The sequence below is a fragment of the Rhodoferax sp. OV413 genome (assembly GCF_900104385.1).
GTDB lineage: Bacteria > Pseudomonadota > Gammaproteobacteria > Burkholderiales > Burkholderiaceae_C > Rhodoferax_B.
Window position 1 is genome coordinate 863,257 of record NZ_FNJA01000001.1, and the last position, 21,039, is coordinate 884,295.

The window sequence follows — 21,039 nt, forward strand, 5'->3', positions numbered from 1 at the left end:
ACCCCGCTGGTGCCTGGGCACGCCTGCGATGCACCAGGAATGCACAGCCCGCAAGTCCAGTTGCTACTATTTAGATAGCTGCCTGCGCAGCTTATATAAGCGCCAGAGGCAGTTTTCTTATAAACCCATGAGCAACTGGGCCAGCGCGGCGGTCAGGCGCAAGCCGCTTTGCTGCTCCAGATCGCGGTAGGTGGGCGCCGAGTTGACCTCGAAGCACACGTACTCGCCATCCGGGCACAGGCGCAGATCTATGCCCGACACATGCAAGCCCATGGACGCGGACATGGCCGCGCACTGCGACTCCACGGTAATCGGCAAGCTGGTGGCCACGGCCTGCACAAAGGCCTCGCTGCCATAGGCCTGGCGGGAGCCTATGGTGCCGTTGCGGGCCTTGGCGGCAAACACCTGCTGGCCGATCACATGGACCCGCACATCGACACCCGGCACATAGGCCTGGAACTGGCTGGGCAGCGGCGCCTGGTGTTGCATGTGCGCGAGCCAGCCACCGTCCTGCGCCGACACCGTGGTGTGCACGCCGCTGGCGGATTCGAACACCGCCCGCCCGTGGGTTTGCAAAAAGGCGTAGGCCTCGGCCTCGTCGGACGTAACCAGCATGGGTGGCACCAGAAAGCCGGCCTCGCCGATGCGCTGGGCCTGCCAGGGTTTGCAGGCATTGGCCTGCAGCGCGGCAGGCCGGTTCACCACCACACCGGGCACCATGTCGAGCCAGGCCAGCAGCTGCTGGTGCAGCGCCAGCCGGGAGCGGCTGCTCTGCACATAAGCCGGCAGCTGCGGGTACACATAGATGGCGCGGATGGCGTCCAGCGCGATTTGTTGGCCGTCTACCGTGAGCACGCCGTGCAAGCCCTGCGGCCCGACTTCGATGTGCAGCGCGGCCTGGTCCAGATCGTCCATGTCCAGCAACTGATAACGCGCTGCAGCGGCCTGCAAAGCGGCAACCAGATGTTGGATCGAAGGGTCGCTACCTGGGCCGTAGACCAGGATCATGCCGTGACCACCGTCTCCGTCAGGTCGGCGATGCACAAGGCGACGGCATCGATGTCTTCCATGTCGCTGAGGTCGGGGTGCGGCGACACGTCGACCAGCTCCACTACATCGTCGCGGCGCACGAAGCGGAACTCCAGCACCCGGAAACCCAGGGTCTGGGCGGTGGCAATGCAGGCCACGCCAAAGCGGGTGGCCAGGATGCCGGTGGTGTGGGTACCGGCCACCAGCACCGTGGCGTCCCAGGGTTCAGCCGAGGCGGCGGTGTCACGGGCCGCCACCGGCAGGCCACAGCGGGTGGCAGCGGCCGCCCATTGCAGCACCGGCAGCTGCGGCGTCAGCCAGGGCTGGTTGCGCAGGGGCTGCACCGCGCGGTCGCCGCAGGCCGCCAGCCAGCTCAGCACCAGCGCCTGGAACTCGCGCTCGGCCTGTGCATGGTCTTGCTCGCTGGCATGGGTGCTGGGGGGAATCGGCAGGTGCTGGATGCGGTTGAACACGGCGCGGATCTGCGTGCTGTCCAGCTCCGGGCGGCCCGGCAAGGCCAGACAGGTATGCGGCCGGCCATGGCTGTCCACGGTATGCGACCAGCTGGCCTGGCCCAGGGTTTCGGGCCGCACGCCCCAAACTTCGGTGCGGTGGTGGCGCGGCTGCAACAGGCTGCGCACCGAGGCGGCGACCGAGGCCGCGCCGTCGTCTTCGGCATGGGCCAGCACCAGGACCACTGGGTTCATGCCAGGCTCCGGGGAGTGTGCACTCGGCGCGTCCGCGCTGCATGCTGGGTCATGCTGCGGTCCCGCGTGTGGGGGTCTGTGGATAGGGGTTCATGGCGCTGCCTCGCATTGGGTCGTTGTTGGGTCGTTCGTCAGACGTTTTGTATGTCGTCCAACGATAGACGCGCCCCGGCACCACGTCACCCCGGTTTTCCACCTTTTGGGGGAAAACCAGAGCCCTCTAACAACCAGTCGCGCCCCGTGCGGACCAGCGCCGACCTAGGCGAGCTTTACCAAACGTCGGAGCGCACCTGCAGCTCCCACAGCCCGTCGCGGGCGCGGTAGACCCCGATCACGCCGTAGCGCTGCTCGCCTTTGGCGTCCCACTTCATGGAACCAGTCACCGGCGCATAGCCGTCGATGCGGCGCAGTTCTTCGACGATGGCCGCCGGCTTGGCCGACTTGGTGCGGCGGATGGCGGCTGCCAGCACATAGGTGGCATCGTAGGTGTAATGGCCTCCATAAGCGGGCTCCAGCTTGAACTTGGCGCGGTACTTGTCCAGAAAGGCGGGGCCGGCCGGGAACTCGCGCGCTTCCTGGATCGACGAAGTGACGAACAGGCCTTGCGGAATCGCCCCGCCCTTGAGCATCAGTGTGGTCTTGATGGTGTCGCCGCCCAGCACAGACACACGGGTGTAGTCGATCTTCTTCAGCTCCTCCAGCAGCGCCAGCACCTGGAAGTCGTTGAGGGTGGACACCATGGCCTCCACGCCCGCAGCCTTGAGCTTGCCGGCCAGGGCCTCGAAATCCTTGGTCTTGTCGTCGAACGACTGGGTCAACACCACCTCCTTGTTGGCCAGCTTGAGCTGCACGGCGGCGCCGGCGGCCAGGTCTTTGCCGTAGGTGGTGCCGTCGTCCAGCACCGCGTACTTGGTCGCCTTGAATTGCGATGCCGAATAGCTGCCGATGGCCTTGGCCTGCATGGTGTCATTGGCCACCAGCCGGAAAGTGGTGGCCAGGCCGAGCGCGGTGTACTTGGGGTTGGTGGAGATCGCCATCTGGGCAATGCTCTTCTCTGCATAGATAGGCGCGGCGGCAATGCTGACGCCCGAATTCAAATGCCCGATGACGGCCACCACGCCGGCATCGACCAGCTGGCGCGCGACTTCCTTGCCGGTATCGGCATTGGCCCGGTCGTCCACGGCCACCACCTCCAGAGTCACCGGCTTGCCGTCGATCTTGAAGCCTTCCTTGTTCAACTCGTCCACCGCCAGGGTGACGCCGTTCAGCAAATCCTGCCCCAGAGACGCCAGGTTGCCGGTCAAAGGCTGGGCCACGCCGATCTTGATGGTGGCGGGTGGGCTGTCACAGCCTTGCAGCAACAGGGCACAGGCAATACCCGCCAAGGTGGGTAGGCTGCTGCAGGAAAATCGCTCTAGCATGGGGAAGACTCCGGTGTAACAAGGGTTGATTTGTAATCCTATGTAACACAAGCACGCTTTAGGCCACCTGCCGAAGCCTCCCCCGGCCGGCGCGCTAAGCCTTGGCAGGCGCCAGCAGTTGCCCCAAATACGCCAAGAGGCCGGGCGTCCGGGCCGGCGCGGGCCTCTGCGGCACTGCCGGATGCAGCGCCCGAACGCCGGCGTGGCGCACATATGGGATCAGCTGGTAGCTGTGACAGATGATGAATAAATCTACTAGGTTGGTAGGCTGGTTCTTTTGCATGCTGTCAATGCTAAGGATCGACAGCGTTTATGAATATCGATCAATTTTCCAAAATACATGATTTCAATTCATACCTTAAACACGCTGTGTACCCCGCTTTCGCCGCAGCATCTGGCGGCGTGGTAGCTTTCTGCCCATGACCACTGCCCTGCCCCAGCACCCTGCCCTCGCCCCGGCCGCCCTGGCCCGGCGTTTCGCCACCGAAACCCAGCGCTTCACCGCCAGCCACCCGCGCTCCATGGCCTTGGCCGAGCAGGCAGCGCAGCACTTTTTGTTCGGCGTGCCGCTGCACTGGATGCGCGACTGGCCCAGCCCGGCCAGCCTGTGCGTGCAGCAGGCGCAGGGCGCGCAGCTCACCTGCGCCGACGGCCTGACCTACAGCGACTTCTGCCTGGGCGACACCGGCGCCATGTTCGGCCACAGCCCGGCGCCGGTGGCCCAGGCGATTGCCCAGCAGGCCAGCCGCGGGCTGACCAGCATGCTGCCCTCCACGCAAACCGCCGAGGTCGGCCAGCTGCTGGCCGCCACCTTCGACCTACCGCAGTGGCAGATGGCGCTGACCGCCAGCGACGCCAACCGCTTCCTGCTGCGCTGGGCCCGCGCCGTGACCCAGCGGCCGCAGCTGCTGGTGTTCGACGGCTGCTACCACGGTGCAGTGGACGACACCCTGGTCGATCTGGTCGATGGCAAAACCGTAGCCCGCCCGTCCATCCTGGGCCAGGTGCACAACCACGCGGCCTTTACCCGCATCATCCCGTTCAACGACCTGGTCGCGCTGGAGGCGGCGCTGGCCGACCGCCAGGTGGCTTGCCTGCTGGCCGAACCGGCGCTGACCAACTGCGGCCTGGTGCTACCCGAGCCGGGCTTCTGGGCTGCCGCGCAGGCCCTGTGCCAGCGCTACGGCACCCTGCTGGCGCTGGACGAAACCCATACCCTGTCCACCGGCTGCGGCGGCTACGCCCGCGTGCATGGCCTGGCGCCGGACCTGCTGGTCATCGGCAAGGCCGTGGCCGGCGGCCTGCCCTGCGCGGTCTACGGCTTCAGCGATGCGCTGGCCCAGCGCATGCGCGAGGCCAAGCAGGCCGCGCCCGAAGGCCATAGCGGCATCGGCACCACCCTGGCCGGCAACGCCCTGACCCTGGCCGCGCTGCACGCGGCCCTCACCCATCTGCACACGCCCGCCACCTACGCGCCCATGCTGGCGCTGGCCGACACGCTGGCGCAGGGCCTGCGCGAGCGCATCGCCGCCCATGGCCTGGACTGGAGCCTGACCCAGCTGGGCGCGCGCATGGAGCTGCACTGCAGCGCCCAGCCGCCGCGCAACGCCGACGACGTGCGCCGCAGCAGCCAGCCGGCACTGGAGGCGCTGCTGCATTTGTTCATGCTGAACCGCGGCGTGCTGCTGACGCCCTTCCACAGCATGCTGCTGGTGTCGCCAGCCACCACGGCGGCCGATGTGCACAAGGTGCTGGACGGCCTGGACGCTTTTCTGGCCGCCTGACATTTCAAGTCTTTCAGGCCTCCAGCGCAGGTACAGTCTGCGCTGCCCGCTATCAAAATCATAAAACGATGTTCCACCCCTCTCACCTCGTCGCCCGCCTGTGCCTGGCTGCGGGCATGGCCCTGGTGGGCGTGTATGTGGCGCTCAGCAAACCGCTAGTCGTGGCCTTGCCGGTGTTTCTGCTGGCCTGGCTGCGTTTCGGGATTGCGGCCATCGCCATGCTGCCCTGGCTGAAAAAACCGGCCTCCGAAGGCCCGATGTCGCGGCGCACCCAGGGGCTGGTGTTTCTGGAATCCTTTCTGGGCAACTTCCTGTTCTCGATCTGCATGCTGTACGGCGTGAGCATGACCACGGCGGTGTCGGCCGGGGTGATCCTGGCGGCGATTCCGGCCACGGTGGCCCTGTTCAGCTGGCTGCTGCTGGGCGAGCGCATAGGCCTGCGGGTCTGGGCGGCGGTGGCCTGCGGCGTGCTCGGCATGGGGCTGTTGGCACTATCAAAACAAGAGCACCTTGCGCAATCTCTACCTGCACCAGAGGCCGATTTGGCATCAAAAAACCAGCTATGGGGCAATCTGCTGGTATTTGGCGCCGTGCTGTGCGAGGCCGCGTATGCGGTGATCGGCAAGAAGCTCACCGGCAGCATAGGCCCAAAGCGCATCAGCGCGCTGATCAACCTGTGGGGCCTGGCGCTGATGACGCCGATGGGCTTGTACCTGGCGCTGTCGTTCCCGTTTGCCGGCGTACACCCCGGCATCTGGGTGCTGCTGGTGTTCTATGCGATGGCGGCCAGCATAGGCACGGTCTGGCTGTGGATGACCGGCCTACGCGTGGTGCCCGCGGCCCAGGCCGGCGTGTACACCGTGCTGCTGCCCATTGCCACCGCGCTGACCGGCGTACTGGTGCTGGGCGAAACCCTGGGCGCGATGCAGTTGCTGGCCTTCGGCGTGGCACTGCTGGGCGTGCTGCTGGCCACACTGTCCTGAACGAGGAATTTTTATGCGCCTGCGCCACATCGAAGTCTTCAACGCCATCATGCTGACCGGCAGCGTCAGCGCCGCGGCCCGGCTGATCAACGTGACCCAGCCGGCCGTCAGCCGGGTGCTGGCGCATGCCGAGCTGCAGCTGGGCTTTCCGCTGTTCCAGCGCACGAAGGGCCGGCTCACGCCGACCAACGAGGCGCAGACCCTGTACCCGCACATCGAGCGGCTGTTTGCCCAGCTCGACGACGTGCAGCGCCTGGCCAACAGCCTGAAGCAAGGCCACCAGGACGGCGAGCTGCACATCCTGACGGTGCTGGCGCTGAGCTACGAGGTGCTGCCGCGGGCGCTCAAGCTGTTCCGCCAGCAGCACCCGAATGTGGTGGTGACCATGGACGCGCTGCACTCGCCGCAGATCATCTCGTCGCTGGTGCTGCAGGAAGCCGATGTGGGCTTTGTCTTCAGCGCTATCGCCCACCCCTCGCTGGAGCAAAAGCACCTGGCCGATGGCCGCATGGTCTGCGTGGCGCCCAAGGGCGTGCTCAGCGCCAAGCAGGTCAAGCAGGGCGTGGTGAACCTGGCCGATCTGGCCCAGACGCCGGTGGTGAACATCGACGTGCGCGACCCGGTGGGCTCGACCCTCAGCCACGCCTGCCGCGAGGCCGGCGTGGGCCTGTCGTCGGCCATCACGGTGCAGACCTACCACGCGGCCCTGGCGCTGGCGCACCACGGCCTGGCCGTGGCCCTGGTTGACAGCTGCACTGCCTTGTCGGCCGATACCAGCAAGGTCGACGTGCTGGTGCTGGAGCCGCAGATCGTGGTGCCCATCAAGGCCTTGCGCGCGGTGAACCGCCCGGGCTCACTGCTGGCCAGCGCTATGACGCAGTGTGTGCAGCAGGTGGTCGAAACGGCCTTGCGCCCGGCTTGAGTACGTCGCGGCCCAGCAGGCCATCGGCCAGCTGCTGCGCCGTGCCAAACGCCAGCGTCAAACCCAGGGCGCCGTGCCCGGTGTTGAGCAACAGATTCTCCGGCCCGCGCGCCTGCCGCCCCACCAGCGGCAAGCCGGTGGGCGTGGCCGGGCGCATGCCGGTCCAGGGCTGCACGTCGGCGCCCGGCACGCAGTCGGGGAAAAGCGCGTGCGTGCTGTCCTGCAGGCTCTGGATGCGCGCGGGCGGGATGCGGCTGTCCTGTCCCACCAGCTCGGCCATGCCAGCCACGCGCAGCCGGTTGCCGATGCGGGCAAACACCACCTTGCGCGCCGCGTCCGTCACGCTGACCCGCGGGGCGGTGTGCGGCACATCCGCAATGTCCAGGGTGATGCTGTAGCCCTTGAGCGGATACACCGGCAAGCGCAAACCCAGTTGCTGTGCCAAGGCTGGGCTGGCGCTGCCCAAGGCCAGCACGAACTGGTCGGCTTGTACCGTGCCCGCCGTGGTGTGTACCGCGCTGATGCGTGCGCCCTGGCGGGCCACGCCCTGCACCTCGGCGCCCAGCACGAAGCGCACACCGCGCGCCAGCAGCGCCGCGTGCAGGCCGGCGCAGACCTTGAGGCAATCGGCAGCGCATTCGTCCGGGGTGTAGACCGCGCCGGCCATGCGCGCCTGGTAGTGCTGCAGCGCGGGCTCCAGTTCCACGCAGCGCTGCGGCGACACGACTTCCTGCACACTGCCCAGGCGCCGCTGCAGCGCCACCTGCCGGCCAGCCGCGGCCAGGCCGTCGGCGCTGGCATAGACCACCAGCTTGCCGGTGCGGCTGAAGTCGCAGTCCAGCGCCAGGTCCTGCAACATGGCCTCGAAGCCGAGCCGGCTGCGCGCCGCCAGCTGCAGCAGCTGCGCCGTGCTGCTGGCCGAAGTACGGGCATTGCAGGCGCGCAAAAAGGCCAGGCCCCAGCGCCACTGCTGCAAGTCCCACTGCGGCTGCAGCTTCAATGGCGAATCCGCGGACAGCAACAGCTTGGGCAGCTGCCGCCAGATGCCAGGGTCAGCCAGCGGCTGCACATAGCTGTAGCTGAGCTGCGCACCATTGCCGCCGCTGGCCCCGGCTCCGGGCGTGGCACGGTCCACCACCGTCACCTCCAGCCCCTGCTGGCGCAGCACATAGGCCGTAGCCAGCCCGACGATACCGGCTCCTAAAACACATACATGCATTTGCGCTCACCCTGGTTGATTGGCATGGGTTGGACTCTAGATGCGCGCTGCGCGGCTGAACAGTTCCAAATCCGCCACCACCCATAACTTTATGTAATACCCTGCCCCGAAAAATGCACTATCCGCAGCTGCCAGTGGCTCCTAAACTGCCCCCACATTCCAACCACCAAGGGCCACCATGCAAACCTCCGCTCTCCTGTCCACCGTGCTTCTGGCCACCGGCCTGGCTGCCACATCGGCCAGCGCCGACACACTGCAAAAGATTGCCGAATCCGGCCAGATCACCGTGGCCTACCGCGAAGCCTCGGTGCCGTTCAGCTACCTGGCCGGCGCCACCACGCCCGAGGGCTTTTCGGTGGAGATCACCAACGCGGTGGTCGATGCGGTCAAGAAGCAGCTGAAGAAGCCCGACCTCAAAGTGGCACTGCAGGCCGTCACCTCGCAAAACCGCATTCCCTTGCTGCAGAACGGCACCATCGACCTGGAATGCGGCTCGACCACCAACAACACGGTGCGCGGCAAGGACGTGCAGTTCGCCATCAACCATTTCTACACCGGCACCCGCCTGCTGGTGAAGAAGACCGCGGGCATCAAAAACTACGCCGACCTGGCCAAGAAAACCGTCGCCAGCACCTCCGGCACCACCAACGCCCAGGTGATCCGCAAGTACAACCTGGAGAAGAACCTGGGTATGGAAATCCAGCTGGGCAAGGACCATGACGACGCCATGCTGCTGGTCGACAGCGGCCGGGCCACGGCCTTTGCGATGGACGACATCCTGCTGTTCGGCCTGATCGGCAATGCCAAGAGCCCGACCGAATGGGAGGTGGTGGGCGACTCGCTGCAGGTCGAGCCCTATGCCTGCATGCTGCGCAAGGACGACCCGCAGTTCCAGCAGCTGGTCAACGGCGTGATCGGCGGCATGATGAAGTCCGGCCAGTTCGAGAAGCTCTACACCAAGTGGTTCATGTCGCCGATTCCACCCAAGGGCCAAAACCTGAACCTGCCGATGAGCAAGGAGCTGCGCGACAACATCAAGGCTCTGAGCGACAAGCCGGCGGTCTAAGTATGCAAGTCGTAGGCATTCTGGGCGGCATGGGGCCCGCCGCCGGCGCGGACTTTGTGCGCCTGTTTGTCCAGTCCTGCATAGAACGCATGCAGGCCCTGGGCCTGGCGGTGAGCGACCAGCACTTTCCCGAGCACTGGCTGGCCCAGGTGCCGGTGCCGGACCGCACGCGGGCGCTGGAAGCCGATGCAGCCTGGGCGCAGCAGCCGCTGGAGCCCATGCTGCAGGCCCTGGGCCGGCTGGCCGCGCTGGGTGCGCGCTGCGTGGCCATGCCTTGCAACACAGCCCATGCCTGGCACAGCCGTTTGCAGGACAGGTTTCCGCAGCTGGATGTGCTGCACATTGCCGAAGAAATGGCGCTGAACCTGGCGTCCCAGGGCGTGCCGGCCGCCGCCCTGATGGCCACCGATGGAACCTACCGCAGCGGTGTCTACGAGCAGGCCCTGGCGCGCGCCGGCGTGCAATGCCACCTGCCCACACCGGCCGAGCGCGCCCGCATCATGCAAGGCATTTACGACGGCGTGAAAGCCGGCAACATGCCGCTGGCGCAGCGCTGCTTTGGTGAGGTGGCCCAGGCTTTGGCGCAACGCCATGGCGGCGCGCCGCTGCTGCTGGGCTGCACCGAGATTCCGCTGGCGCTGGACGGCGCGGCGCAGACTGCCGGGCTGCGCCTGTTCAACCCGGCGCAGGTGCTGGCCCAGGCTTTGGCACAGCGGGCCTACGCGTCCTAAGCTGCGCTCCAGCCCCCGGTAGGTTCGAGTACCGGCGACAGCTGGGCCTCGCCCCAGCGCAGCGCCAGGCCTGCCGGCACCCGCCGCATCTGCTGAACCTGCATGCGCAGCAGCCGCTGGGCGCCGGTAAAACTGGCGAGCTCCGGACCGTCCCAGACGATCTCGGCACGCACCGCCAGGTACAGCAGATCGCCGCTGTCAAAGTCGATGAACAGCAGGCCGGCCTGCGGCTGCACCGCTAGATTGCCCAAGGTGTTGAAAAAGAAGTTGCCGACAAAGTCGGGCGCCGTCAGCCACTGCTGGCCGGCCGCATCGACCTCCACTTTCACAAAGCCCGGCTTGCCGCCGCGGTGCGATACGTCCACGCCCTGGGCCCGTCCGCCGGCGGAACCGGCATCGGGATGGGCGGTGGCGATGAAGAAGGTGTCTGCGGCCTGCACCAGCTGCAGCGCAGCGGCGTCGAGACGGTTGTCGGCAACCGCCGCTGCCGGCACTTTGGCCGGTGCCAGATACACCGGCTCGCGCGCCTGGATGTACTTGGGGCAGTTGCCAAAGCTCTGGTCGACCTCCAAACCAAAACCAGCGCCATCCACCGCATTGACCCGGCCGTTCATGCGGTTGCGGCGCCGGGTGTGCGGCTCTATGCCCAGCAGGCCTATGGCCGCGCCTTCCACCAGGTTGCTCGCCAGCGGGTCCGACTCTGCGGGCAGCGCGTGTATCCGCAAGCGGCTCGCATCCGGCGAGCGGATGAAGCCCGGCGGCTGCGCCAGCACCGACGCCCAGGGCTGGCCTTGGCTATCCACACTGCCCAGCACCACGAACGGCAGCTGGGCAAAGAAGTCGCGGTGCTGGTCGGGCATGTAGTCGCGGATCACCCGCGGCCCGATCTCGGCCATACGCTGGGCCACACCGGCGCGCTGCTGCACCGCGCGCTCGCCCGCATGGAAGGTGGCGGTCATGCTGCCAACCCGATGCGGGTTTGCACCATGGGTACAAAACCCGGCAGCGCCTCGATGCGGGCCAGCCAGGCGCGCAGCTGTGGATACGGCTGCAGCGCCACATTGCCTTCGGGTGCGTGGGCGATGTAGCTGTAGCAGGCAATGTCGGCAATGGTCGGGGCGCTGCCGACCAGGTAGCCGGACGGCTGCAGATGCGCGTCCATCACGGCAAACAACTGATTCGCCCGATGGATCGCGTCGCTGGGGTCGGAGGGCAATTTGAACAGCTGGATGATCCGCGCCGCGGCTGGGCCAAAGGCGATCTGCCCGGCCGCTACCGACAACCAGCGCTGCACCTGGGCGGCACCCAGCGCATCGCTGGGCAGCCAGGTGTCAGGTGCAGCGTAGCGCGTGGCAAGGTAGACCAGGATGGCGTTGGAATCGGCCAGCGTGACATCGCCGTCCTGGATCACCGGTACCTGGCCAAAGGCGTTCAGCGCCAGGAACTCGGGGCTTTTTTGGGCCTTGGCCAGCAGATCGACCTCGACCATGTCAAAGGGCAGCTCCAGCAGCGACAGCATGAGCTGCACGCGGTGGGCGTGGCCGGACACCACGTGGCGGTACAGCTGGATGGGTTGGGCGGGACGGCGGTTTGTCGATGCGTGCATGGTGGGTCTCTTGGGTTAGTGGTTGCAGAAGCCCTGATTGTGTTTACTCCACCCTTCAAGATAAATGGCGCTTATTGCATTTAACTACTCCACTTATCGGATTAATATGCCCACATGGACAAACTCAAAGCCATGCAGACTTTTGTGCAGATTGCCGACCACGGCAGCCTGACCGCGGCCGCCGGCGCCATGGACTCGTCACTGCCCGCGGTGGTGCGCAGCCTGGCGGCGTTCGAGGCCGAGCTGGGCGTGCGCCTATTCAACCGCACCACGCGACGCATCTCGCTGACCGACGAGGGCCGGCGCCATCTGGACAGCTGCCGCCAGCTGCTGAACAACCTGCAGGAAGCCGAGGCCGCGCTGACCGCCGATGCCGCCGAACCCGTGGGCCACCTGAACATCACCGCGCCGGTGCAGTTCGGCCAGATGCATGTGGCGCCCGCCATCACCCGCTTCGTGCAGCGCTACCCGCAGATGCGCTGCAGCGTGCTGCTGTACGACCGGGTGGTGAACCTGCTGGAAGAAGGCATAGACCTGGGCATCCGCATAGGCCCGCTGGAGGACTCGACCCTGGTGGCGCAGACCATAGGCCACATCCGCCGCGTGGTCGTGGCCAGCCCCGGCTATCTGCAGCAGGCCGGCCAGCCCGCGCACCCCAACGATTTGCTGCGCGCCAACTGCGTGCGCCGCACCGGCAACAACCCCAGTTGGGGCCCGTTCATCGACAAGGGCCGTCCCTTCAGCATCAACGTCAGCGGCAACCTGGAGTTCAACCAGATCGCTCCCGCCGTCGAGGCCTGCGCGGCCGGCCTGGGCTTTGGCATGTTCCTGTCGTACCAGGTGGCGCCGTATCTGGCCACGCAGCAATTGCAAATCGTGTTGGAAGCGTTCGAGTCGCCGGCCCGGCCCTTGAGCGTGGTGTATCCGCATGCCCGGCTGCTGCCCACACGCACCCGGGTACTGGTCGACTGGATGCGCGAGGAGCTGAAAGGCTTTGGCAGCTGAGGCAAACAGCGCTTACTTGCCGGTCACCTTCTGGATCGAATGCTTGATGTTTTCGCGCCGCGCGGGCAGCACCGGGGCGTTCTCGCGCGGGGCGTTCAACACGATGGCGGTGGAGGTCTCGGTGAGGATGCAGAACTTGGTGACCACCGCGTCCAGGTGCTGCACGTCGATCACCGCGATCTCCAGCACCCAGCTGTCTTCGCCGGTCACGTTGTAGGCGTTGATGACCTCGGGGGTTTGCTCGATCAGCTTGACCACCCGCGCGTACTCGGCCCGGGCCACGCGGATAATGCCGCGGATGCCGTAGCCCAGCTTGGTCAGGTCCAGCTCGGCGCGGTAGCCTTTGATGACGCCGCTGCTCTCCAGCTTGCGCACCCGCTCGGTCACCGCCGGCTGGCTGAGGTGTACGCGCCGGCCCAGCTCGGCCATGGTGATGCGCGCATCGCGCTGCAATTCGGCCAGGATGCGGTCGTCGCAGGCATCGAATTCGGAAACTTCAGTCAACATCTATTTTTCCCAAGAAACTAACGGCACAAGCTGCTTATTTCCGAGAATATCGCATGGCTTCGGTGCGCATGTCTACCTAACATAGCTGCCATGCACACCACCGCCTTACCCACTACGCCCCGGCGCAACGCCCTGCTGCTGCCGGCCCTGCTGGCCTGTTATCTGATCTGGGGCTCGACCTACCTGGCCATCCATGTCGCACTGCCCAGCTTTCCGCCGTTCTTCCAGATGGGCACGCGCTTTCTGGCCGCCGGCGGCCTGCTGATGGCCTGGCTGGTGGCACGCGGCCAGCCCATGCCCAGCCGCACCGAATGGCGCAACGCGCTGCTGATCGGCATCCTGATGCTGGGCGGCGGCATGGGGCTGACGGCCCAGGCCTCGGTGCACATAGGCTCAGGCCTGATCGCCACCTTTATCGCCGTCGTGCCCATGCTGACCAGCGGTTGGGGCCTGTTGTTCGGCCAGCGCCCGACCCGGCTGGAGCTGCTGGGCATGGCCACCGGCCTGCTGGGCGTGGGCCTGCTGGTGCAAGGCGCGAGCTTTGCCGCCGCGCCCATCGGCCTGATCTGCATCACGGGCGCTACCCTCACCTGGTCGCTGGGCTCGGTGCTGTCCACCACCCGGCTGCCGCTGGCCAAGGGGCCGGTCGGCTTTGCCAGCGAGATGCTGTGCGGCGGTGCGGCCCTGCTGCTGGTATCGCTGGCCCTGGGCGAGCAGCCGCAGTGGCCACCCACCCTGGCGGCCAGCGCCGCCTGGCTGTACCTGGTGCTGGCGGGCTCGCTGGTGGCCTTCAGCGCCTACATGTATTTGCTGGCCCATGCCTCGTCCGCGCTGGCCACCAGCTACGCGTTCGTGAACCCCTTGATCGCCTTGTTTTTAGGCGTGGTACTGGCCCATGAAGTGGTGACCAGCACCGAATGGCTAGCCTGCGGCGTGATCCTGCTGGGGGTGGTTTTGATACTCTGGGCCGGGCAAAAAGCGCGTTAGAGCCTTATGTAGACGCCGCCTGTTTGCCAAGCCCTCACTGGGTGAGCGCAAATTTGTAAGCACGAGAAACCGTACCGCGTCAGCCCTGAAAGTGGCCAACTTGATGGCGTAAAATCCGCCTCCCGCATCAAGACGGGCCAATCTTCGCTCCAGCAAGTGCGGAAGCGGGAACACCTGCAAATCAGGCGGAGGAGACGAGAAACGCCGGGACAATGGGCTCATGCCCCCCGGTCGTCACCGCTTTCCATGGAATCGAATGTGGGTCTCACACCGGAGCCGCAGTGCCCCGGCCTCCAGACAAACCGCCGCGCACCCAGCCCGGGCGACCACCGCATGCCCTGATGTGGAAAGACGGATTCCCCTACCAGGAGTAATCAAGTCATGAAGAGAAGAATGGTTCCGGCGGCCGTATTGGGTCTTGCCGCAGCGTTTGAAATAGAAGCCGCGCGAGCCGCAAACGAAATCACCAAATCAGGCGCACCCCGCAAGGTCGATGTGCTGCTGATCGGCGGCGGCATCATGAGCACCACGCTCGGCGTGTGGCTCAGAGAACTGGAACCCGACTGGTCGATGGAACTGGTCGAGCGCCTCGACAAGGTGGCCGAAGAAAGCTCCAATGGCTGGAACAATGCAGGCACCGGCCACTCTGCGCTGGCCGAGCTGAACTACACCCCCGAAGACAAGAACGGTAAGGTGCAGATCTCCAAGGCCATCGAGATCAACGAGGCCTTCCAGGTCTCGCGCCAGTTCTGGGCCTGGCAAGTGAAGACCGGCGTGCTGAAGAACCCGCGCTCCTTCATCAATTCGACGCCTCACATGAGTTTTGTCTGGGGCGCCGACAACATTGCCTTCTTGAAGAAGCGCTACGACGCACTGCAGGCCAGCCCGCTGTTCCGCCCCATGCAGTATTCGGAAGACCCGGCGCAGATCGCCAAATGGGTTCCGCTGATGATGACCGGCCGCGACCCCAAGCAGAAGCTGGCCGCCACCTGGACACCCATCGGCACCGACGTGAACTTCGGCGAGATCACCCGCCAGTTCGCCACACACCTGCAGTCGCGGCCCAATTTCTCGATGAAGCTGTCGAGCGAAGTACAAGACATCAAGCGCAATGCCGACGGCACCTGGCGCGTGACCTACAAGAACCTGAAGACCGGCGCCCTTACCGAGACCGACGCGAAGTTCGTCTTCATCGGAGCAGGTGGCGGCGCACTGCATCTGCTGCAGAAATCGGACATTCCAGAGGCACGCGACTACGCGGCCTTCCCGGTGGGCGGCTCGTTCCTGGTCACCGAAAACCCCACCATCGCCCTGCAACACATGGCCAAGGCCTACGGCATCGCCTCGACCGGCGCGCCGCCGATGTCGGTACCTCACCTCGACACCCGCGTGCTCGACGGCAAGCGCCTGATCCTGTTCGGACCCTTCGCCACCTTTTCCACCAAGTTCCTGAAGGAAGGCTCCTACCTCGACCTGCTGAGCAGTACCACGCCGCAGAACCTGTGGCCCATGACCAAGGTGGGCGTGGACCAATTCGAACTGGTGCAGTACCTGACCGGCCAGCTGATGCTGTCAGATGAAGACCGCTTCAACGAACTGAAAAAATACTTCCCCGAGGCGAAGAAGGAAGACTGGCGCCTGTGGCAGGCTGGCCAGCGGGTGCAGATCATCAAGAGCGACCCGGAAAAGGGCGGCGTGCTGAAGCTGGGCACCGAGATCGTCGCATCCAAGGACAACAGCATCGCCGCACTGCTGGGCGCTTCGCCTGGCGCGTCCACGGCCGCCCCCATCATGCTGAGCGTGCTCGAAAGAGTATTTAAGGACAAGCTCGCCACGCCAGCCTGGCAGCAAAAGATCCGCCAGATTGTGCCGAGCTACGGCACGCAGCTGAACGACAGTGCGGCACGTACGGTCCAGGAATGGGCCTACACCGCCGAGCTGCTGCAGCTGGCCCAGGCACCCGCCATCGACATGGGACGGGTCGCGCAACCCGCCGTGCGCGGCGAGCCCGCCGGTAACAAGACGACGCCAGCGCGCGACATGGCCCTGTAAGGGCAAGGCCCTCTGATGCGTAACAACAAACTCGTTGGTGCTGCGTTAGGGGGCGAAACCTGCGGTTGGTGCGCCTATCCGCCCCTCCCAAAAAGGCAGCTGCGCAGCCCTAAATAGGCCTCGAACAGGCTCGCAGGGCTGAAAACCGTGGCGCCAGAGCAGCTTTACAAGGGAAAAGACGGCCTCCGCATGCGAAAAATATGCATTCCGCCTAGGAAACCGGTTTTTTCTCCAGTAGCATCACGGTCTGCCAGAGGGGAAGCTGTCACGACTTACGCAGCTCCCGAGTGAAGGGCACTGGGCCCACCACTCGGACGCTGCGTAAGTCTGAGCCGCTTCACACTGGTGAATACTCAACTCCAATAAGGACCGAACATCATGGCAACTGCGAAAAAAGCCCCGGCAAAAACTGCCGCTCCTGCAAAGAAAGCTGCTCCTGCAGCCAAGGCCGCTCCAGCAACCAAGGCGGCTCCCGCCAAGAAGGCCGCTGCAGCTCCTGCTAAGCGCGCTGTGAACGCCGCCTTCATGAAGGCCTTGACCCCCAGCGCCGCTCTGGCCGCTGTGGTCGGTGCAGCACCCCTGCCCCGTACCGAAGTCGTCAAGCAACTGTGGGTCTACATCAAGAAGCACAAGCTGCAAAACGAAGCCAACAAGCGCAACATCAAGTCCGATGCAAAGCTGAAGGCTGTGTTCGGCAAGGACGAAGTCACCATGTTCGAAATGGCTGGCCTGATCGGCAAGCATCTGAAGTAATCGGCCCTGGGTCGAATACAAAGCCGCAGCGATGCGGCTTTTTTTATGGGTTTTTAAACAAAAACCGCTTCCAGCGCATATTCTTCCTGCGCGAGCAGCTACTATTTAAATAGCAAAAAAGCTTTCCCCTCAGCCATGCAAGCCAGCCTCGAATTCCACGACTCCGAAGTGCGCAGCACGGCTGCGCAGGCCGACACGCTGCAGATCGCTTTCTCCGCCGCCTGGGTGCGCATGGCGCCGGACCAGGCGGGCTATGCGCAGTCGCTGCATATCCAGTGCCTGGGAGCCCGCTGGGACGGCTCGCTGGCCGACTGCATGGGCCGGCTCTCTGGCGGGCGGCTGCTGGACGGCCAATCCGTACTGTCCAGCCTGGCCCTGCCCTACAAGTCTGCCGGCGCGGTGCGGCTGGAGCTGCAGTTCAGCAACGGCACGCAGCTGCAGGTCCACGCCCAGTCGCTAGTTTGCGGCTTCACCGGCGACCCGAAGTTCGTCGAGTCGTTTGCCTGCTGAGGCCGGCTAGGCCGCGCGGCCCAGCAGCAGACTGCCGCCCGTGCCCGGCGACAGCTTGAACACCGCCACAGCTTGCACCAGTTCCAGCGCCTGGGCCTTCAAGCTGCTGGCCGAGGCGGCCATTTCCTCCACCAAAGCGGCGTTCTGCTGGGTCACCAGGTCGATCTGCGTCACCGCCTCGCCCACCTGGCTGACACCCGCGCTCTGCTCGCTGCTGGCGGCGCTGATCTCGCCGACGATGGCCGTCACGCGGCGGATCGCACCGACCACCTCGGTCATCGTAGTGCCGGCCTGGTTCACCAGCGCCGTGCCGCGCTCGGTGCGCTCCACGCTGGTGGCGATCAGTTGTTTGATCTCCTTGGCCGCGCTGGCGGCGCGCCCGGCCAGGCTGCGCACCTCGCCGGCCACCACCGCAAAGCCGCGGCCCTGCTCGCCCGCGCGGGCGGCTTCCACGGCCGCGTTCAAAGCCAGGATATTCGTCTGGAACGCGATGCCATCGATCACGCCGATGATGTCGGAAATCTTGCTGGACGCCTCGTGGATGCCCTTCATGGTATCCACCACCTGTCCCACCACCTCGCCGCCTTGCACCGCCACCGTGCTGGCCCGCAGCGCAAGTTGGTTGGCTTCGCGTGCACTGTCAGCGTTCTGCCGCACCGTGGCGCTCAGCTGCTCCATCGATGCCGCGGTCTGCTCCAGTGCGCTGGCCTGGCTCTCGGTGCGGGCCGACAGATCATGGTTGCCCTGGGCAATCTCCGAGCTGGCCATCGACACCGCGTCCGAGCCATGGCGCACGCGCGAGACCACGCTCGACAGGCTGCTGCGCATCGCCTCCAGCGTGTGCAGCAACTGGGCGGTCTCATCCGCCCCGGTCACATGCAGCCGCTGCGACAGCTCGCCGCCGGCAATCTGGCTGGCGGCCGCACCGGCCTGGCCAATCGGCCCGGTGATCAGCCGGGTAATCCACACCGCCAGAAAGCTGGCAATGGCGATGGCCACCACCAGCAAACCAATCACCCAGCGCAGGGACGCGGCAAACACCTGCTGCGACGACGCATAGGCCGTGTCGGCACCATCGCCATTCAGCTTCACCAGCTTGGCAATCGCGCCGGCCATCACGCGGAAGGTGGTGCGCGATTCGCCGTTCAGAAAGGCCTTGGCGGGCTCGTGCTGGGCCTCCCCTCCGCGCGATATCGGCAACAGCTTGGCATTGCTGGCGTAGTGCGCGCTGGTCATGCCCTTGAGCGCGTCGAACTGGGCCCGCTCCTCGGCGGAGCCTATGGTCGGCTCATAGGCCGCCAAGGCGTCGTCGATGCGTTTTTTGGCAGCTTGCAGGCGCTTGTCGTTTTCGGCCACCCCGGCCGGGTCCACGGCCAGCACGTGCTGGATCTCGGCCCGGCGGTATTCGTTCAGCGCTGCGTCGACCTCGCCGAGGATGCGCGTGCTGGGCAACCAGTTGGTGGCAATATCCTTGGTGCTGGTGTTGACCTTGTCGAGTTGGGTCACGGCATATACGCCGGTGATGACGGTCAACAGCAGGATCGCGATGAAAGCCACCGCCAGCTTGACCCCAATCTTCAGATTTGAAAAAGCCATTGTTCACTCCTATGCGGGTAGACAGACCAGTCGACGCAGGCAGCGCCGGGCCGCTGCAAATTAGCAGACCCGCCCGGCCCGTGGGCCACCCGCCACCCACACCTTCATCAGAATGGATGAAAACCCCGGGCGCCCCGCAGTTCCTTCTCGCCTACCAAGGCGTTTGCGCAGTCCTCCTATGCGCAACACGCTACACTTTAAATAGCAAATCAACCAGACAAGCACAGCGCCAAGCACCGCCATGACCACGCCCCCCACACTGCGCATCGCCGCAGCCCAATCCTGCTCGGTGCCCGGCGACATCGCCGCCAATCTGCGCACCCACCTGCAGTTCATAGACGCGGCCCGCCAGGCCCGGGCCGATCTGCTGCTGTTTCCCGAACTGTCGCTCAGCGGCTACGAGCCCGCGCTGCTGCCCGGCTGCGTGCTGCACCCCGCTGACAGCCGGCTCGCGCCCTTGCAGGCGCTGGCGCGCGAGGCCGGCATGGCCATCGTCGTCGGCGCGCCAGTGGCCAGCGGCGTGGCCGACAAGCCCTGTATTGGCGCCATCAGCTTCTACCCGGACGGCAGCAGCACGGTCTACCGCAAGCAGCACCTGCACGCCAGCGAAGACCGCTTCGCCGCACCGGGCGCGGTGGACGCCGGCAACCCCAACCACTACCTGCTGGGCCACATGCCCGCGGCCCTGGCCATCTGCGCCGACGCCATGCACAGCCCGCATGCCGAGCGCGCCGTGGCCGCTGGCGCCGCGCTCTACCTGGCCAGTTCGCTGGTCTCCGAGGGCGGCTATGCGGCCGAAGCCCTGCAGCTGCAGCGCTACGCCCGGCAGTGGAAGCTGGGCGTGCTGCTGGCCAACCACGGCGGCCCGAGCGGTGGCTACACCAGCGCCGGCAAAAGCGGCTTCTGGGCGCCGGGCGGCGGGCTGGTGGTGGCCGCAGTCGGCACCGGCAACGTCCTGCTGCTGGCCAGCTGCGAGGCCGGCGTATGGAGCGGTGCGCTGCAGCCGGTCTAGACTATCGCTGTCACCGCAACCTTTCCGCACCGAGGTCCGCCATGCCCCCCACCCTCCACACCGGCTACCTGCCTGGCTGCATAGGCCGCATCGCCGAGCTGCACGCCCGCTACTACCACCCGCTGGTCGGCTTCGGTCTGCCGTTCGAGGCCAAGGTGGCGCGCGAACTGGCCGCCTTTTGCGAACGCATGGACCCGCAGCGCGACGGCCTGTGGCTGGCCCTGCAAGACGGCGTGGTGCATGGGTCGATTGCCATCGACGGCGCCCACGCCGCCCAGGACGGCGCGCACCTGCGCTGGTTCATCGCCTCCGACGCGCTGCGCGGCAGCGGCATGGGCAAGCAGCTGCTGTCCACAGCCATGGACTTCTGCAACGCCCGGGGCTATGGCCACAGCTACCTCTGGACCTTCGACGGCCTGGGCGCGGCCCGGCATTTGTACGAAAAGCACGGCTTCCAGTTGGTGCACCAGCAAGCCGGCACGCAGTGGGGTGCCGAGGTGCGCGAACAAAAGTTCGAGCGGCGCGCTGATATCTAGAATCTAAAGAAAATCAGCCGCCAGCGCACACCCTACCTGCGTGAGCTGCTATGAAAACAGGAATAGGTATCGCGCGCACCGTACCGGCGTCAGTCGGCAATGGCTGGGCTATAGTGACCATCCTTGTCTCGTTCCAAGCCGCCCCACCCCTTCCACGCGCATGTTCGAGTTCCTCTTTTCCATCTTTGGCGAGTTCCTGCTGCAGATCGTCGTAGAGACGTTTTTTGAACTCGGCCTGCACTCGTTGGCCGAGCCATTCCGCCGCAAGCGCAACCCTTGGATGGCGGCTACCGGCTACGCGATCTTTGGCGCCCTCTTCGGCGCGCTGAGCCTGCTGCTGTTCCCTGCGCACTTGGTACTGAACCACCTGGGCCAGCTGTCCAACCTGCTGCTGGTCCCAGTGGCCGCGGGTCTCGGCATGTCCGCCCTCGGCGCCTGGCGCGAGCGCCGCGGCCAAGATGCGCTGCGCATCGACAGCTTCTCCTACGGCTATCTGTTTGCACTGGCGTTTGCTTTAGTGCGCTTCCAGTTTGCCAATTGAAAAATAGCCAACACATGCTTTTGCGCCAGCAACAACAAACCACCATGCGCATCGCGTCTTGAAGTGCAATCC

Annotated in this window: 21 protein-coding genes; 13 read left to right on the forward strand and 8 right to left on the reverse strand. The window is 65.7% G+C overall.

Annotation, left to right across the window (positions count from 1 at the left end; translation table 11 throughout):
- Positions 1-117: 117 nt before the first annotated feature.
- From BLT66_RS03955 to BLT66_RS03965, 3 genes are all read right to left on the reverse strand, one after another.
- Positions 118-1,044 (reverse strand): ATP-grasp domain-containing protein, encoded by a 927-nt coding sequence (locus tag BLT66_RS03955; RefSeq protein ID WP_176954954.1) that lies wholly within the window; start codon positions 1,042-1,044, stop codon positions 118-120.
- A complete protein-coding gene (locus BLT66_RS03960) occupies positions 1,005-1,736 on the reverse strand; it encodes a hypothetical protein (RefSeq protein WP_092755919.1) in 732 nt (243 codons plus the stop codon). The genes BLT66_RS03955 and BLT66_RS03960 overlap by 40 nt, the downstream gene beginning before the upstream one ends.
- Before the next feature lie 269 nt (positions 1,737-2,005).
- Complete coding sequence (locus BLT66_RS03965) at positions 2,006-3,157, reverse strand: branched-chain amino acid ABC transporter substrate-binding protein (protein ID WP_092755921.1); 1,152 nt, start codon at positions 3,155-3,157, stop codon at positions 2,006-2,008.
- Between the two features lie 419 nt (positions 3,158-3,576).
- Here BLT66_RS03965 and BLT66_RS03975 point away from each other — a divergent pair, with 419 nt between their 5' ends.
- The 3 genes from BLT66_RS03975 to BLT66_RS03985 all read left to right on the forward strand — a co-directional run bounded on the left by BLT66_RS03975 (position 3,577) and on the right by BLT66_RS03985 (position 6,846).
- The gene (locus BLT66_RS03975; RefSeq protein ID WP_092755925.1) at positions 3,577-4,941 is read left to right on the forward strand and encodes an aspartate aminotransferase family protein; all 1,365 of its coding nucleotides are present in this window, start codon (positions 3,577-3,579) and stop codon (positions 4,939-4,941) included.
- Between the two features lie 68 nt (positions 4,942-5,009).
- Positions 5,010-5,924, forward strand: a complete 915-nt coding sequence (locus tag BLT66_RS03980) for a DMT family transporter (RefSeq protein WP_255406756.1) — start codon at positions 5,010-5,012, stop codon at positions 5,922-5,924.
- A 13-nt stretch (positions 5,925-5,937) separates the two neighbouring features.
- Positions 5,938-6,846 (forward strand): LysR family transcriptional regulator, encoded by a 909-nt coding sequence (locus BLT66_RS03985; RefSeq protein ID WP_092755927.1) that lies wholly within the window; start codon positions 5,938-5,940, stop codon positions 6,844-6,846.
- Here the strand turns inward: BLT66_RS03985 and BLT66_RS03990 are convergent.
- Entirely contained in the window at positions 6,794-8,065 is a 1,272-nt protein-coding gene (locus tag BLT66_RS03990) for a D-amino acid dehydrogenase (RefSeq protein ID WP_092755929.1), read from the reverse strand. The genes BLT66_RS03985 and BLT66_RS03990 overlap by 53 nt on opposite strands.
- 178 nt (positions 8,066-8,243) lie before the next feature.
- Between BLT66_RS03990 and BLT66_RS03995 the strand changes: the two genes are divergently transcribed.
- Both BLT66_RS03995 and BLT66_RS04000 read left to right on the forward strand, forming a co-directional pair.
- On the forward strand, positions 8,244-9,131 hold the full coding sequence (locus tag BLT66_RS03995) for a transporter substrate-binding domain-containing protein (RefSeq protein ID WP_092755931.1): 888 nt from the start codon (positions 8,244-8,246) through the stop codon (positions 9,129-9,131).
- Between the two features lie 2 nt (positions 9,132-9,133).
- Positions 9,134-9,862 carry an aspartate/glutamate racemase family protein gene (locus BLT66_RS04000; protein WP_092755933.1) on the forward strand — a complete coding sequence of 243 codons (729 nt, stop codon included), beginning with the start codon at positions 9,134-9,136 and terminating at the stop codon, positions 9,860-9,862.
- Here the strand turns inward: BLT66_RS04000 and BLT66_RS04005 are convergent.
- Positions 9,859-10,821: a pyridoxamine 5'-phosphate oxidase family protein gene (locus tag BLT66_RS04005; protein WP_092755935.1), complete on the reverse strand. Its 963-nt coding sequence runs from the start codon at positions 10,819-10,821 to the stop codon at positions 9,859-9,861. The genes BLT66_RS04000 and BLT66_RS04005 overlap by 4 nt on opposite strands.
- Positions 10,818-11,468, reverse strand: a complete 651-nt coding sequence (locus tag BLT66_RS04010; protein WP_092755937.1) for a glutathione S-transferase family protein — start codon at positions 11,466-11,468, stop codon at positions 10,818-10,820. Before BLT66_RS04010 ends, BLT66_RS04005 begins: the two co-directional genes overlap by 4 nt.
- A gap of 114 nt (positions 11,469-11,582) precedes the next feature.
- Here BLT66_RS04010 and BLT66_RS04015 point away from each other — a divergent pair, with 114 nt between their 5' ends.
- Entirely contained in the window at positions 11,583-12,473 is an 891-nt protein-coding gene (locus BLT66_RS04015) for a LysR family transcriptional regulator (protein ID WP_092755939.1), read from the forward strand.
- Positions 12,474-12,485: 12 nt separating this feature from the next.
- Here the strand turns inward: BLT66_RS04015 and BLT66_RS04020 are convergent, their stop codons facing one another.
- Positions 12,486-12,980: an Lrp/AsnC family transcriptional regulator gene (locus BLT66_RS04020; protein ID WP_092755941.1), complete on the reverse strand. Its 495-nt coding sequence runs from the start codon at positions 12,978-12,980 to the stop codon at positions 12,486-12,488.
- A 90-nt stretch (positions 12,981-13,070) separates the two neighbouring features.
- Here BLT66_RS04020 and yedA point away from each other — a divergent pair, with 90 nt between their 5' ends.
- From yedA to BLT66_RS04040, 4 genes are all read left to right on the forward strand, one after another.
- Positions 13,071-13,967 (forward strand): drug/metabolite exporter YedA, encoded by an 897-nt coding sequence (yedA, locus tag BLT66_RS04025; protein WP_092755943.1) that lies wholly within the window; start codon positions 13,071-13,073, stop codon positions 13,965-13,967.
- 381 nt (positions 13,968-14,348) lie between these two features.
- Entirely contained in the window at positions 14,349-16,019 is a 1,671-nt protein-coding gene (gene mqo / locus BLT66_RS04030; RefSeq protein WP_255406757.1) for a malate dehydrogenase (quinone), read from the forward strand.
- A gap of 378 nt (positions 16,020-16,397) precedes the next feature.
- Positions 16,398-16,772 (forward strand): SWIB/MDM2 domain-containing protein, encoded by a 375-nt coding sequence (locus BLT66_RS04035; protein ID WP_092755947.1) that lies wholly within the window; start codon positions 16,398-16,400, stop codon positions 16,770-16,772.
- A gap of 135 nt (positions 16,773-16,907) precedes the next feature.
- Positions 16,908-17,282 carry a hypothetical protein gene (locus BLT66_RS04040; protein WP_092755949.1) on the forward strand — a complete coding sequence of 125 codons (375 nt, stop codon included), beginning with the start codon at positions 16,908-16,910 and terminating at the stop codon, positions 17,280-17,282.
- Positions 17,283-17,288: 6 nt separating this feature from the next.
- Here the strand turns inward: BLT66_RS04040 and BLT66_RS27375 are convergent, their stop codons facing one another.
- Entirely contained in the window at positions 17,289-18,878 is a 1,590-nt protein-coding gene (locus tag BLT66_RS27375; RefSeq protein ID WP_092755951.1) for a methyl-accepting chemotaxis protein, read from the reverse strand.
- Between the two features lie 241 nt (positions 18,879-19,119).
- On the opposite strand from BLT66_RS27375, the gene BLT66_RS04050 reads away from it, so the two are divergent.
- From BLT66_RS04050 to BLT66_RS04060, 3 genes are all read left to right on the forward strand, one after another.
- Complete coding sequence (locus BLT66_RS04050) at positions 19,120-19,890, forward strand: carbon-nitrogen hydrolase family protein (RefSeq protein WP_255406759.1); 771 nt, start codon at positions 19,120-19,122, stop codon at positions 19,888-19,890.
- Positions 19,891-19,931: 41 nt separating this feature from the next.
- Positions 19,932-20,426: a GNAT family N-acetyltransferase gene (locus tag BLT66_RS04055; protein WP_092755952.1), complete on the forward strand. Its 495-nt coding sequence runs from the start codon at positions 19,932-19,934 to the stop codon at positions 20,424-20,426.
- Between the two features lie 160 nt (positions 20,427-20,586).
- A complete protein-coding gene (locus tag BLT66_RS04060; RefSeq protein WP_092755954.1) occupies positions 20,587-20,967 on the forward strand; it encodes a hypothetical protein in 381 nt (126 codons plus the stop codon).
- The last annotated feature ends 72 nt before the right edge of the window (positions 20,968-21,039 follow it).

Coding starts and splice junctions, on each gene's coding strand:
- BLT66_RS04040 (WP_092755949.1), top strand. CDS start 16,908: ATGCAAGCCAGCCTCGAATTCCACGACTCCGAAGTGCGCAGCACGGCT.
- BLT66_RS04015 (WP_092755939.1), top strand. CDS start 11,583: ATGGACAAACTCAAAGCCATGCAGACTTTTGTGCAGATTGCCGACCAC.
- BLT66_RS04020 (WP_092755941.1), bottom strand. CDS start 12,980: ATGTTGACTGAAGTTTCCGAATTCGATGCCTGCGACGACCGCATCCTG.
- BLT66_RS03975 (WP_092755925.1), top strand. CDS start 3,577: ATGACCACTGCCCTGCCCCAGCACCCTGCCCTCGCCCCGGCCGCCCTG.
- BLT66_RS04010 (WP_092755937.1), bottom strand. CDS start 11,468: ATGCACGCATCGACAAACCGCCGTCCCGCCCAACCCATCCAGCTGTAC.
- BLT66_RS03980 (WP_255406756.1), top strand. CDS start 5,010: ATGTTCCACCCCTCTCACCTCGTCGCCCGCCTGTGCCTGGCTGCGGGC.
- mqo (WP_255406757.1), top strand. CDS start 14,349: ATGAAGAGAAGAATGGTTCCGGCGGCCGTATTGGGTCTTGCCGCAGCG.
- BLT66_RS03990 (WP_092755929.1), bottom strand. CDS start 8,065: ATGCATGTATGTGTTTTAGGAGCCGGTATCGTCGGGCTGGCTACGGCC.
- BLT66_RS04000 (WP_092755933.1), top strand. CDS start 9,134: ATGCAAGTCGTAGGCATTCTGGGCGGCATGGGGCCCGCCGCCGGCGCG.
- BLT66_RS03960 (WP_092755919.1), bottom strand. CDS start 1,736: ATGAACCCAGTGGTCCTGGTGCTGGCCCATGCCGAAGACGACGGCGCG.
- BLT66_RS04055 (WP_092755952.1), top strand. CDS start 19,932: ATGCCCCCCACCCTCCACACCGGCTACCTGCCTGGCTGCATAGGCCGC.
- BLT66_RS03985 (WP_092755927.1), top strand. CDS start 5,938: ATGCGCCTGCGCCACATCGAAGTCTTCAACGCCATCATGCTGACCGGC.
- BLT66_RS03965 (WP_092755921.1), bottom strand. CDS start 3,157: ATGCTAGAGCGATTTTCCTGCAGCAGCCTACCCACCTTGGCGGGTATT.
- BLT66_RS04005 (WP_092755935.1), bottom strand. CDS start 10,821: ATGACCGCCACCTTCCATGCGGGCGAGCGCGCGGTGCAGCAGCGCGCC.
- BLT66_RS03995 (WP_092755931.1), top strand. CDS start 8,244: ATGCAAACCTCCGCTCTCCTGTCCACCGTGCTTCTGGCCACCGGCCTG.
- BLT66_RS04060 (WP_092755954.1), top strand. CDS start 20,587: ATGTTCGAGTTCCTCTTTTCCATCTTTGGCGAGTTCCTGCTGCAGATC.
- BLT66_RS27375 (WP_092755951.1), bottom strand. CDS start 18,878: ATGGCTTTTTCAAATCTGAAGATTGGGGTCAAGCTGGCGGTGGCTTTC.
- BLT66_RS04050 (WP_255406759.1), top strand. CDS start 19,120: ATGACCACGCCCCCCACACTGCGCATCGCCGCAGCCCAATCCTGCTCG.
- yedA (WP_092755943.1), top strand. CDS start 13,071: ATGCACACCACCGCCTTACCCACTACGCCCCGGCGCAACGCCCTGCTG.
- BLT66_RS04035 (WP_092755947.1), top strand. CDS start 16,398: ATGGCAACTGCGAAAAAAGCCCCGGCAAAAACTGCCGCTCCTGCAAAG.